The sequence below is a fragment of the Pseudomonas schmalbachii genome (assembly GCF_017589465.1).
Taxonomy (GTDB): Bacteria; Pseudomonadota; Gammaproteobacteria; order Pseudomonadales; family Pseudomonadaceae; genus Pseudomonas; species Pseudomonas schmalbachii.
This window is the reverse complement of sequence record NZ_JAELYA010000004.1, coordinates 153,736-165,885: the sequence shown is the minus strand read 5'-3', so window position 1 is coordinate 165,885 and position 12,150 is coordinate 153,736. Positions and strand designations below refer to the sequence as shown.

Sequence of the window (12,150 nt, the reverse complement as noted above, 5' to 3'; positions counted from 1 at the left end):
TCGCAAATCAATAACTTGGCATACTTTGTGCCGACAAAATTGCGCGCCGAAGTATAGGCGGGGGAACATACCCGTTCAACCGCCGGGTAGTGTTTTCCGACCATCGCTACAGGCCGCTTTGTATCAACGAATGTGAGCGAGAACCCCTTGCAACTCGTCGAGCGAGTTGTAGCGGATCACCAACTGGCCCTTGCCCTTCTGGCCATGACGAATTTGCACGGGAGCCCCAAGACGCTCAGCCAGGCGCTGCTCCAGGCGGCTGATGTCGGGATCGCTCTTGACCGTTCTGACAGGTTCTTCAGCCGCATTCAGCCAGTGGCGTACGAGGGCTTCTGTCTGCCGCACAGTCAGACCGCGTGCGACAACATGTCGCGCACCTTCAACCTGCCTTTCGACCGGCAAACCCAGCAGCGCACGGGCATGTCCCATTTCCAGGTCGCCGTGGGAGAGCAGGGTCTTCACTTCCTCGGGCAGGGCGATCAGGCGCAGCAGGTTGGCGATGCTGACCCGCGACTTGCCGACTGCATCGGCTACCTGCTGCTGGGTGAGCTGGAACTCCTGCTGCAGGCGCTGCAGCGCGTTGGCTTCCTCGAGCGGATTGAGGTCCTCGCGCTGGATGTTCTCGATCAGCGCCATGGCGATGGCAGCCTCGTCGGGGACTTCGCGCACCAGCGCCGGAATCTTCTCCAGGCCGGCCTGCTGGCTGGCGCGCCAGCGGCGCTCGCCGGCGATGATCTCGTAGCGACCCTTGTCGATCGGCCGCACCACGATGGGCTGCATCACGCCCTGCGCCTTGATCGACAGGGCGAGTTCCTCGAGGGCCTGCGGGTCCATGTCCCGGCGCGGCTGGTACTTGCCGCGCTGGATCACGTCGAGTGGCAGGTGCTGGAGTTCGCGGGCATCCACCTGCGCCGCCTCTTCCTGCAGGGCGGCGGCGCTGGAGCCGCTGAGCAGGGCATCCAGCCCGCGTCCGAGACCTCGTTTCTTCAGGGCCATGCGGGGTTCCTTGTTCCTTATGCCGGGGCGGTGCTGCGAGAAGCGCGCTGACGGCGCGCCAGTTCGCCGGCCAGCGCCAGGTAGGCGATGGCACCGCGGGAGTTCTTGTCGTAGACCAGCGCCGGCATGCCGAAGCTGGGCGCCTCGGCCAGCCGCACGTTGCGCGGGATCACCGTGGTGTAGAGCTTGTCGCCGAAGTGTTCCTGCAACTGGTTGCTGACGTCGTTGGTCAGGCTGATGCGCGGGTCGTACATGGTGCGCAGCAGGCCTTCGATCTTCAGCGCCGGATTGAGACGCTCGCCGATGCGCTGGATGCTGTTGATCAGGTCGGTGAGGCCTTCCAGCGCGTAGTACTCGCACTGCATGGGAATGATCACGCCGTCGGAGGCGGACAGTGCGTTGACGGTCAGCATCGACAGCGACGGCGGACAGTCGATGAGGATGTAGTCGTAGTTCTCGCGGACCGGAGCGAGCGCCTGGCGCAGGCGGTGTTCCTTCATCTCCATGTCCAGCAGGACGACTTCCGCCGCGGTGAGGTCGCGGTTGGACGGCAGCAGTTGATAACCGCCGTGCTCGGAGAACTGCATCGCATCGACCAGGCTGCATTCGCCGGTCAGCACGTCGTAGATGGAGTGCTCCAGGGTCAACTTATCCACACCGCTGCCGGTGGTCGCGTTGCCCTGTGGATCGAGGTCGATCAGCAGTACGCGGCGCTTGGTTGCAACCAGCGAAGCCGCGAGATTGATGCAGGTAGTGGTCTTGCCCACGCCGCCCTTCTGATTGGCGATCGCGAATACCTTAGCCATGATTTCCCCCACTCCCCGTCATGCCGTGCGGCGCAGTATCAGCAGATGGCGCTGGCCTTGGCAACCTGGAACCGTCAGAGCGTGCTCGGCTTCGACCCGGAATTCTTCCGGGAGTGCCGTCAGTTCGTCCTCGGGGTACAGGCCTTTCATCGCCAGCCAGCGAGTTTCGTTGTCGCCGAGATGGCCGGTCCAGCTGCAGAAGTCCCCGAGACTGCTGAATGCCCGGGAGACGATGCCGTTGAACGGCAGCATTGGCTGGAACGCCTCGACCCGGCTGTGGATAACTTCGAGGTTATCCAGCTTGAGTTCGAGCTTCACCTGGGTCAGGAAGCGAGTCTTCTTGCCGTTGCTGTCGAGCAGGGTCAGCTGCTTCTCCGGGAACAGGATGGCCAGCGGAATGCCCGGCATGCCGCCACCGCTGCCGACATCCAGCCAACGCTCGCCGCCAGCCGCCACGAAATGCGGAACGATGCTCAGGCTGTCGAGCAGGTGGCGCGAAACCATTTCGTCGACATCGCGCACCGCCGTCAGGTTGTAGGCCTTGTTCCATTTGGCCAGCAGATCCAGATAGGCCAGGAGCCGGTCCTGGCGCATCGTATCGAGTTGTACGCCGAGCGCCGCCGCGCCACGCGCGAGCTCCTCGGCATGGCGTTGGGTTACCTGGGACATCAGGCGCTTTGCTCCAGTTGGCGTCCGGAAGAACGTTTCTTCAGGTGGATAAGCAACAGGGAAATGGCCGCCGGGGTGACGCCGGGAATCCGGCCGGCCTGGCCGAGCGTTTCCGGGCGGGCCTGGGCCAGCTTGTGCTGGATTTCCTTGGACAGGCCGGAAATGGCGGAATAGTCGATATCCACAGGCAGTCGGGTGTCCTCGCTGGCGCGCAGACGCTCGATCTCTTCCTGCTGGCGGTCGATATAGCCGGCGTACTTGGTGCGGATCTCCACCTGCTCGGCGACCTGCGGGTCCTCGGCGCCGACGCCGGTGATTTCGGCGAGGCTGGCGTAGTCGATCTCCGGACGGCTGAGCAGGTTGAGCAGGTTGTACTCATGGGCCAGCGGCGTACCGAAACGCTCGGCGATGGCATCGCCCTGCGGGGTGTTCGGGCGGACCCAGGTACTCTTCAGGCGCTGTTCTTCCCGCTCGATGCCTTCGCGCTTGGCTTCGAAGGCCGCCCAGCGCCGGTCGTCGACCAGACCGAGCTCGCGGCCCTTTTCGGTCAGGCGCAGGTCGGCGTTGTCTTCGCGCAGGATCAGCCGGTACTCGGCGCGCGAAGTGAACATGCGATACGGCTCCTGGGTGCCGAGGGTGATCAGATCGTCGACCAGTACGCCGATGTAGGCCTCGTCGCGACGCGGGCACCAGCTGTCGCGGCCCTGCGCGCGCAGAGCGGCGTTGGTGCCGGCGAGCAGACCCTGGGCGCCGGCTTCTTCGTAGCCGGTGGTGCCATTGATCTGGCCGGCGAAGAACAGGCCGCCGATGACCTTGGTCTCCAGGCTGTACTTGAGGTCGCGCGGATCGAAGTAGTCGTATTCGATGGCGTAGCCGGGACGAACGATGTGTGCGTTCTCCATGCCGCGGATGGAGCGGACGATATCCAGCTGCACGTCGAACGGCAGGGACGTGGATATGCCGTTCGGATACAGCTCATGGGTGGTCAGGCCTTCCGGTTCGAGGAAGACCTGATGGCTGTCCTTGTCGGCGAAGCGATGAATCTTGTCCTCGATCGACGGGCAGTAACGCGGGCCGATGCCTTCGATCACGCCGGAGTACATCGGCGAACGGTCGAGGTTCGAGGCGATGATCTCGTGGGTACGCGCGTTGGTGTGGGTGATCCAGCAACTGACCTGGCGCGGATGCTCGGCCTGCGAGCCAAGGAACGACATCACCGGCGTCGGGGTATCGCCCGGCTGTTCGGTCATCACCGAGAAATCCACGGTACGGCCGTCGATGCGTGGCGGTGTGCCGGTCTTCAGGCGGCCGACACGCAGCGGCAACTCGCGCAGACGTTTCGCCAGCGCGATGGCCGGCGGATCACCGGCGCGACCGCCGGAGTAGTTCTGCAGGCCGATGTGGATAAGTCCACCGAGGAAGGTGCCGGCGGTGAGGACCACATTGTCAGCCTGGAATTTCAGGCCCATCTGGGTAACCACACCACGTACCTGGTCCTGCTCGACGATCAGATCGTCGCAGGCTTGCTGGAATATCCACAGGTTGGGCTGGTTCTCCAGGATCTCGCGGATCGCCGCCTTGTAGAGAATACGGTCGGCCTGTGCACGAGTCGCGCGGACTGCCGGGCCCTTGCGGCTGTTCAGGATGCGGAACTGGATGCCGCCCTTGTCGGTGGCATGGGCCATTGCCCCGCCGAGCGCATCGATTTCCTTGACCAGATGGCTCTTGCCGATGCCGCCGATGGCCGGGTTGCAGCTCATCTGGCCGAGGGTCTCCACATTGTGGGTGAGCAGCAGGGTCTTCACCCCCATGCGTGCAGCCGCCAGCGCGGCCTCAGTGCCGGCATGGCCACCGCCGATCACGATCACGTCAAAACGGGAAGGGAAATCCACCACGCACCTCGTGCCTGTCGAGTAAGGGAAATCAGAGAGCCGGACAGTATAGGGGCTAAGCCCCTTCGATTGAAGGCGCCTGGACAAAAAATAGCCAGGTGTCGCTTTCAAGCTTCTATAGAAAATAGAGAAAGGAATTTTTTAAATCTTTTTAGAGCTTGTGTTTATGTATGGTGTCGATGATTTCTGTGGATAGTTCTCTGTATCCCTTGCTGCTTGTGATGTACAGCGTTTTAAAACCCTGTGGCGAAGATGTCCGGAAGCAGGGGACTGCCGGTTTGCAACCTGTGGATTGATTGGGTACTTATCAACAGGTGGTTTTATCAACAGAGAACGGCACGGGTTGTGTACCTGGCTATACGTGAGTTTTACACAGGGCTCAGGAATGCTTGTGGAGTAATCTGCGGATGCGCTGAAACGCCCGAATAGCGGGCTATTCGGGTGCTGATGCGGTGTGGAAAAAAGCGCGAGGGGAGGCCGGCCAAGGCCGGTCAGGCGGCTCTTTTGCGGCGAGAAATCAGGTAGGAGCGATCCACAGACCGAAGGCAGCCTGTGGACGAATCACTTGCCGATGCAGAAGCTGGAGAAGATGCGACCGAGGAGATCGTCGGGGGTGAAGGCGCCAGTGATCTCGCCCAGGGACTGCTGGGCCAGGCGCAGATCCTCGGCAAGCAGTTCGCCGGCGCCGCTGAGGGTCAGCTGGGCGCGGCCGTGCTCGAGATGATCGCCGGCATGGCGCAGGGCTTCCAGGTGACGGCGGCGGGCGCTGAAGCTGCTTTCCGCGGTCTGTTCGAAGCCCATGCAGGCTTTCAGGTGTTCGCGCAGCAGATCCAGGCCATCTCCGGAACGCGCCGATAGGCTGAGGGTGACGTGGCCGTCGGCGCTTTCCTCGATGCCGACAGTATTTGTGGATAAGTCGGCCTTGTTGCGGATCAGGGTGACTCGTGCCGGGTCCGGCCGCTCGTCGAGGAACTCCGGCCAGAGGGCGAACGGATCGCTCGCTTCGGGCGCAGTGGAGTCGACCACCAGCAGCACGCGGTCCGCCTCGCCAATGGCCTTCAGGGCGCGTTCCACGCCGATCTTTTCCACATGGTCGTCGGTGCTGCGCAATCCGGCGGTATCCACCACGCGCAGGGGCATGCCGTCGATGTGGATATGTTCGCGCAGGACGTCCCGCGTGGTGCCGGCGATGTCAGTGACGATGGCGGCTTCGCGCCCGGCGAGGGCATTCAGCAGGCTGGATTTGCCGGCATTCGGCCTGCCGGCGATGACCACCGTCATGCCGTCGCGCAGCAATGCGCCCTGGCCGGCTTCGCGCAGGACTGCCGCCAGCTCGCTGTGTACCGCGTCGAGTTGGCTCAGCACATGGCCATCGGCGAGAAAGTCGATCTCTTCCTCGGGGAAATCGATGGCCGCTTCGACGTACATGCGCAGCTGGATCAGCTTGTCGGTCAGGCTGTGCACCCGGCGGGAGAATTCGCCCTGCAGCGAACGCAATGCGTTGCGTGCGGCCTGGGTGGAACTGGCCTCGATGAGGTCGGCAATCGCCTCGGCCTGGGCGAGGTCGAGCTTGTCGTTGAGGAAGGCGCGCTCGCTGAACTCTCCCGGACGGGCCTGGCGCGCGCCCAGTTCGAGGCAGCGCTGCAGCAGCATGTCCATCACCACCGGGCCGCCATGGCCCTGCAGTTCGAGCACGTCTTCGCCGGTGAAGGAGTTGGGGCCGGGGAAGAACAGCAGCAGGCCTTCGTCGATCTCCTCGCCGTCGTCGGCGTAGAAGGGGCCGTAGTGAGCATACCGGGGTTGCGGCTCGCGGCCGCTCAGGGTGATGGCCATGGCCCGGGCGCGCGGCCCGGATACCCTGACGATGCCCACGCCGCCGCGTCCCTGGGCGGTGGCTACAGCGGCGATAGTTTCACGGGCTGCATTCATTGCGCGACTCCAGATAGCAGAACGCCCCACGAGGGGGCGTTCTGACGTTTGGCTGGTTGGGCGATCAGGCCGATGCCTTGCTCGCTGCCCCTTCGATCTGCCGGGTAATGTACCACTGCTGGGCGATCGACAAGACGTTGTTCACCACCCAGTACAGCACCAGGCCGGCCGGGAACCAGAGGAAGAAGAAGGTGAAGATGATCGGCATCATTTTCATCACCTTGGCCTGCATCGGGTCCGGCGGAGTCGGGTTGAGCATCTGCTGGATCAGCATGGTGGCGCCCATGATGATCGGCAGGATGAAGAACGGATCCTTCACCGCGAGGTCGGTGATCCAGCCCAGCCACGGGGACTGGCGCATCTCGACGCTTTCCAGGAGTACCCAGTAGAGGGAGAGGAATACCGGCATCTGCACCAGGATCGGCAGACAGCCGCCCAGCGGATTGATCTTCTCCTTCTTGTACAGCTCCATCATCGCCTGGGACATCTTCTGGCGATCGTCGCCGTGCTGCTCCTTGATCGCCTGCATCTTCGGCGATACCGCGCGCATGCGTGCCATCGAGCGGTAGCTGGCGGCGGAAAGCGGGAAGAAGGCCAGCTTGATGACCACGGTCAGCAGGATGATCGACCAGCCCCAGTTACCGAGCAGGCTGTGGATATGTTGCAGCAGCCAGAAGATCGGTTGGGCGATGAACCACAGCCAGCCATAGTCGACGGTCAGTTCCAGGCCTGGCGAGAGTTCCTTCAGGTGGCTCTGCAGCTTGGGACCGGCATACAGCACGGCGCTGGTTTCGGTCTTGCTGCCTGGCGCGACGGTCAGGTTGGGGCCGGTGAAACCGACGATGTAGTTGCCCTGGCTGTCCTTGCGGGTCATGACCTGGTGGGTTTCACCCTTGGTCGGAACCCAGGCGGTCACGAAGTAGTGCTGCAGCCAGGCGACCCAGCCACCCTGCACGGATTCCTTGAACTGCTCCTTGTCCATGTCCTTGGGGGACACTTTCAGGTAGGGCTTCTCGGGGGTCCAGACGGCTGCACCGAGGTAGGTGGAAACGCCGGTCGCGGTGGTCGAGGACGGATCGGCGCTGCTGTCGCGCTTGAGCTGGGCGAACAGGTTGCCGGTCCAGGGCTGAGCGCTCTGGTTGTCGATCAGGTAGGTGACGCCAACCTGATAGGCATTGGCGTTGATGCACTCGATCTTCTTCTGCGCCTTTTCCTTCTCGCTGCAGTCGGTCTTCAGGCCGCGATGGAAGGTGAAGCGCTTGATGTAGTTGACGCCGTTGCTGCTGTAGCTGAGGTCCACCACCAGTTGGTCCTGGCCGTCGGCCAGCTGGTAGCTGCGCTGCGCGCTGTTGTACAGGGGACGGCCGTCGCGGTTGGCGTCCGGGCCGTTGGCGCCGGTCAGGCCGCTTTGGGCCAGGTAGGTGCGCTGCTGGTCGCTTTCGAACAGCGGGAACGGTACGTCGGGGCGATCCTGGCGCAGCGGATACTGCAGCAGACCCAGTTTGACGACGTCGCCACCGCGCGGATCGATCGCCAGGCTGAGTACGTCGGTTTTCACCTGGATCAGCTGGCTGCTGGTGGCAGCGGCGGTTTGTTCGCTCGGAAGACCGGGGCTGGAAGCCTGTGCGGTCGGTACATCGGCACTGCCGGCAGCGGGCACCGAAGTGTCCGGCAGTCCCTGGCTGGTGCTGACGGAAGCGGTTTGCGCCGGCAGTTCGGGCTGACCGTAGTCCTTGTTCCACTGGAGAACCAGCATATAGGACACGACTGCAAGGGCGACGATTAGGATCGAGCGTTGAATGTCCATGGTTACTCGGCCATCGAGGAAGGGCAGGGCTTGGATTTGGCGGGCGGTACAGGATCGTAGCCACCGGGATGCCAGGGATGGCAGCGACCCAGTCGACGCAGGGTCAGCCAGCCGCCGCGCATGAGGCCATGGCTTTCGATGGCTTCATACGCGTAGCAGGAACAGCTTGGGTGGAAGCGACAGTGCCTGGCCATCATGGGGCTGATGGCGTATCGGTAAAACTGGATCAGTAGTAGCGCCAGTTTACGCATGGGATCTGTCGGACCCTCCCGGGGATTCACCGTCGGTTTCCGGGCGGGGTCGATTGCGCAGCAGGCGTTTCCAGAGCTTGCCGAACTGCTGGTGCAGCTCGGGATTCTCCAGGTCGCCCAGGCCTCTGCGCGCGATGATCACGATATCCATCCCGGCCAGGGCTTCCTGGTGGTGACGGAACGACTCGCGGATGATGCGTTTGAGGCGGTTGCGCTCGACGGCGAGCTTGACGTTCTTCTTGCCGATCACCAGACCTAGACGGGGGTGATCGAGATCGTTTTCGCGCGCCAGCAGCAGGACGTGCTTGCCGGGAACCTTGGCGGTGGGAGAGTCGAAGACTGCTGTGAAGTGCCGGGCTGTCAGTAGACGCTTATCCCGGCTGAAGTCTCGACTCACCACCTGTGTCAGGCAAATCAGACGGTCAGACGCTTGCGGCCCTTGGCGCGACGACGCGACAGGACCTGACGGCCGTTCTTGGTGGCCATGCGAGCGCGGAAACCGTGGACGCGAGCGCGCTTGAGGGTGCTGGGTTGGAAAGTGCGTTTCATGATGCAGTACCTGGGTAGTGACGACTTGAGGTCGCAGTGACCCCGTTTAAAGAGACGGGCGATTCTAGAGAAAACGCCGCGGCAGGTCAATTTCCAGCCAACCCGGGATACAAATCAGTCCCGCAGATAGATAAAGCAGGAAACGAAACTCTTTTAAAAAGCTGGTTATGTTTGTGAATGTTAGGCAGGCCGCAATCTGTGGATAACCACTCCAGGACCCGGTTCCATGGGCTTTCCAGGATTTCACAAAGCTGTCCGGAGGCTGTGTCGCGGCTGTGAATCCCCCGCTGAAAAGCTGGGGATTGTTTCGCTCTTTATCCACAGAGGTTTTTTCCACAGGATTGCCGCCAGGCTTGGCAACAAGGGCATACAGGCTTTATCCACAACACTCAATGCGCTTTTCTGTCGCGCTGTGGGATTCATTAAGGTCTTGATTTTGCTTGCTGAGGAGCACGTTTCTCATGTGGATAAGTCTTCTCGGTGGGGATACAATGGCGGCTTGTTTTTTCGCTCCACGCTTTCCTACCTTGGGGGCTATTCGTGTCCGTGGAACTTTGGCAGCAGTGCGTGGAGCTTCTCCGCGATGAGCTGCCGACTCAGCAATTCAACACCTGGATCCGTCCGTTGCAGGTCGAGGCCGAAGGAGAGGAGCTGCGTGTCTACGCGCCCAATCGTTTCGTGCTGGACTGGGTGAATGAAAAATACATGGGCCGCCTGCTCGAACTGCTTGGCGAGCGGGGCAATGGTCAGATTCCTGCGCTTTCCTTATTAATAGGCAGCCGCCGCAGCCGGACCCCGCGTCCCGCCCTGGTACCGCAAAGCCATGGCCAGCCGGTCGCGCAGGCACCTGCTCCGGTTTCCGCACCGGTCGTGCAGCCGCGAGTGGCGATTGTTCCGCCGCCTGTGGAAGAGGTTCAGCCGACCGTGCATCCGCAGATGCAACTGGGGATGCAGCAGGCGATCGCCGACCTCGACGAGTCCGCACCGGGCATCGATCCGCTGGCAGCCGCGGCATTGCCGCCGGTAACGGCCCCGGCTGTTCGCACCGAACGCAACGTGCAGGTCGAAGGCGCGCTCAAGCACACCAGCTATCTCAACCGCACCTTCACCTTCGAGAACTTCGTCGAAGGCAAGTCGAACCAGCTGGCGCGCGCCGCCGCCTGGCAGGTGGCGGATAACCTGAAGCATGGTTACAACCCGCTGTTCCTCTATGGCGGCGTCGGCCTCGGCAAGACTCACCTGATGCACGCGGTGGGCAACCATCTACTGAAGAAGAATCCGAATGCCAAGGTGGTCTACCTGCATTCGGAACGCTTCGTCGCCGACATGGTGAAGGCCCTGCAGCTGAACGCCATCAACGAATTCAAGCGTTTCTACCGTTCGGTGGATGCGCTGCTGATCGACGACATCCAGTTCTTCGCGCGCAAGGAACGCTCCCAGGAAGAGTTCTTCCACACCTTCAACGCCCTGCTCGAAGGCGGCCAGCAGGTGATTCTCACCAGTGACCGTTATCCGAAGGAGATCGAAGGCCTGGAAGAGCGCCTGAAGTCGCGCTTCGGCTGGGGCCTGACCGTCGCGGTCGAGCCGCCGGAACTGGAAACCCGGGTGGCGATCCTGATGAAGAAGGCCGAGCAGGCCAAGGTCGACCTGCCGCACGATGCCGCGTTCTTCATCGCCCAGCGCATTCGTTCCAACGTGCGCGAACTGGAAGGCGCGCTGAAGCGGGTCATCGCCCATTCGCACTTCATGGGCCGGCCGATCACCATCGAACTGATCCGCGAATCGCTGAAGGATCTGTTGGCGCTGCAGGACAAGCTGGTCAGCATCGACAACATCCAGCGCACCGTCGCCGAGTACTACAAGATCAAGATCGCCGATCTGCTGTCCAAGCGCCGTTCGCGCTCGGTGGCTCGTCCGCGCCAGGTGGCCATGGCGCTCTCCAAGGAGCTGACCAACCACAGCCTGCCGGAGATCGGCGTCGCCTTCGGCGGCCGTGACCACACCACGGTGTTGCATGCTTGCCGCAAGATCGCTCAACTTAAGGAATCCGACGCGGACATCCGCGAGGACTACAAGAACCTGCTGCGTACGCTGACCACCTGAGGCCGCACCGCAGCCCCATGAGGCAAGGGACTAGACCATGCATTTCACAATTCAACGCGAAGCTCTGTTGAAACCCCTGCAACTGGTCGCTGGCGTCGTGGAACGCCGCCAGACGCTGCCGGTTCTTTCCAACGTCCTGCTGGTCGTGGAAGGCCAGCAGTTGTCGCTGACCGGTACCGACCTCGAAGTCGAACTGGTTGGCCGCGTGACGCTCGAAGACGCTGCCGAGCCGGGCGAGATCACCGTTCCGGCGCGCAAGCTGATGGACATCTGCAAGAGCCTGCCCAGCGATGCGCTGGTCGATATCCGTGTCGACGAGCAGAAGCTGGTGGTGAAGGCCGGTCGTAGCCGCTTCACCCTGTCCACGCTGCCGGCGAACGACTTCCCGACCGTCGAGGAAGGCCCGGGTTCGCTGACCTTCAGCCTCGGCCAGAGCAAGCTGCGCCGCCTGATCGACCGCACCAGCTTCGCCATGGCCCAGCAGGATGTGCGCTACTACCTGAATGGCATGCTGCTGGAAGTCAGCGGCGGAGTCCTGCGTGCAGTGGCCACCGACGGCCATCGCCTGGCGATGTGCTCGCTGGAAGGCGCGGTGCCGCAGCATCAGGATCGCCACCAGGTCATCGTACCGCGCAAGGGCATCCTGGAACTGGCGCGTCTGCTTACCGATCAGGATGGTGAGGTCAGCATCGTGCTCGGCCAGCATCATATCCGCGCCACCACTGGCGAGTTCACCTTCACCTCGAAGCTGGTCGATGGCAAGTTCCCGGACTACGAGCGTGTCGTTCCGAAAGGCGGCGACAAGCTGGTGGTGGGTGAGCGTCAGATGCTGCGCGAAGCGTTCAGCCGCACCGCGATCCTGTCGAACGAGAAGTACCGCGGCATCCGCCTGCAACTCTCCAGCGGCCTGCTGAAGATCCAGGCGAACAACCCGGAGCAGGAGGAAGCGGAAGAGGAAGTGCAGGTCGACTACAACGGCAGCGCCCTGGAGATCGGCTTCAACGTCAGCTACCTGCTCGATGTGCTGGGCGTGATGGGCACCGACCAGGTACGCATGATCCTGTCCGATGCCAACAGCAGCGCCCTGCTGCAGGAAGCCGACAACGACGACTCCGCCTATGTCGTCATGCCGATGCGGCTCTGACGCT

General features: G+C 62.6%; 11 protein-coding genes. 2 read left to right on the top strand and 9 right to left on the bottom strand.

The window, feature by feature from the left end:
- Positions 1–123 precede the first annotated feature (123 nt).
- From JFY56_RS11990 to rpmH, 9 genes are all read right to left on the bottom strand, one after another.
- A complete protein-coding gene (locus tag JFY56_RS11990) occupies positions 124–996 on the bottom strand; it encodes a ParB/RepB/Spo0J family partition protein (protein WP_208313980.1) in 873 nt (290 codons plus the stop codon).
- Between the two features lie 17 nt (positions 997–1,013).
- Positions 1,014–1,802, bottom strand: coding sequence for a ParA family protein (locus JFY56_RS11985; protein ID WP_208313979.1), 789 nt, complete (start codon positions 1,800–1,802; stop codon positions 1,014–1,016).
- A gap of 18 nt (positions 1,803–1,820) precedes the next feature.
- Positions 1,821–2,471, bottom strand: a complete 651-nt coding sequence (gene rsmG / locus JFY56_RS11980; RefSeq protein WP_208313978.1) for a 16S rRNA (guanine(527)-N(7))-methyltransferase RsmG — start codon at positions 2,469–2,471, stop codon at positions 1,821–1,823.
- Complete coding sequence (mnmG, locus tag JFY56_RS11975) at positions 2,471–4,363, bottom strand: tRNA uridine-5-carboxymethylaminomethyl(34) synthesis enzyme MnmG (RefSeq protein ID WP_208313977.1); 1,893 nt, start codon at positions 4,361–4,363, stop codon at positions 2,471–2,473. Before mnmG ends, rsmG begins: the two co-directional genes overlap by 1 nt.
- Positions 4,364–4,924: 561 nt before the next feature.
- A complete protein-coding gene (gene mnmE / locus JFY56_RS11970; protein WP_208313976.1) occupies positions 4,925–6,292 on the bottom strand; it encodes a tRNA uridine-5-carboxymethylaminomethyl(34) synthesis GTPase MnmE in 1,368 nt (455 codons plus the stop codon).
- Between the two features lie 64 nt (positions 6,293–6,356).
- Entirely contained in the window at positions 6,357–8,099 is a 1,743-nt protein-coding gene (gene yidC, locus JFY56_RS11965) for a membrane protein insertase YidC (RefSeq protein WP_208313975.1), read from the bottom strand.
- Positions 8,100–8,101: 2 nt separating this feature from the next.
- Positions 8,102–8,350 carry a membrane protein insertion efficiency factor YidD gene (yidD, locus tag JFY56_RS11960; RefSeq protein ID WP_208313974.1) on the bottom strand — a complete coding sequence of 83 codons (249 nt, stop codon included), beginning with the start codon at positions 8,348–8,350 and terminating at the stop codon, positions 8,102–8,104.
- Positions 8,343–8,750 (bottom strand): ribonuclease P protein component, encoded by a 408-nt coding sequence (rnpA, locus tag JFY56_RS11955; RefSeq protein ID WP_208313973.1) that lies wholly within the window; start codon positions 8,748–8,750, stop codon positions 8,343–8,345. The genes yidD and rnpA overlap by 8 nt, the downstream gene beginning before the upstream one ends.
- Before the next feature lie 14 nt (positions 8,751–8,764).
- Positions 8,765–8,899, bottom strand: coding sequence for a 50S ribosomal protein L34 (rpmH, locus tag JFY56_RS11950; protein ID WP_003100258.1), 135 nt, complete (start codon positions 8,897–8,899; stop codon positions 8,765–8,767).
- A 540-nt stretch (positions 8,900–9,439) separates the two neighbouring features.
- Between rpmH and dnaA the strand changes: the two genes are divergently transcribed.
- Entirely contained in the window at positions 9,440–11,002 is a 1,563-nt protein-coding gene (gene dnaA / locus JFY56_RS11945; RefSeq protein WP_208313972.1) for a chromosomal replication initiator protein DnaA, read from the top strand.
- 37 nt (positions 11,003–11,039) lie between these two features.
- Entirely contained in the window at positions 11,040–12,146 is a 1,107-nt protein-coding gene (gene dnaN, locus JFY56_RS11940; protein WP_208313971.1) for a DNA polymerase III subunit beta, read from the top strand.
- Positions 12,147–12,150: the final 4 nt, after the last annotated feature.

Excerpts from the sequence above, each read along its gene's own strand:
- yidD (WP_208313974.1), bottom strand. The coding sequence starts at position 8,350 with ATGCGTAAACTGGCGCTACTACTGATCCAGTTTTACCGATACGCCATC.
- dnaN (WP_208313971.1), top strand. The coding sequence starts at position 11,040 with ATGCATTTCACAATTCAACGCGAAGCTCTGTTGAAACCCCTGCAACTG.
- mnmE (WP_208313976.1), bottom strand. The coding sequence starts at position 6,292 with ATGAATGCAGCCCGTGAAACTATCGCCGCTGTAGCCACCGCCCAGGGA.
- JFY56_RS11990 (WP_208313980.1), bottom strand. The coding sequence starts at position 996 with ATGGCCCTGAAGAAACGAGGTCTCGGACGCGGGCTGGATGCCCTGCTC.
- rpmH (WP_003100258.1), bottom strand. The coding sequence starts at position 8,899 with ATGAAACGCACTTTCCAACCCAGCACCCTCAAGCGCGCTCGCGTCCAC.
- rsmG (WP_208313978.1), bottom strand. The coding sequence starts at position 2,471 with ATGTCCCAGGTAACCCAACGCCATGCCGAGGAGCTCGCGCGTGGCGCG.
- JFY56_RS11985 (WP_208313979.1), bottom strand. The coding sequence starts at position 1,802 with ATGGCTAAGGTATTCGCGATCGCCAATCAGAAGGGCGGCGTGGGCAAG.
- yidC (WP_208313975.1), bottom strand. The coding sequence starts at position 8,099 with ATGGACATTCAACGCTCGATCCTAATCGTCGCCCTTGCAGTCGTGTCC.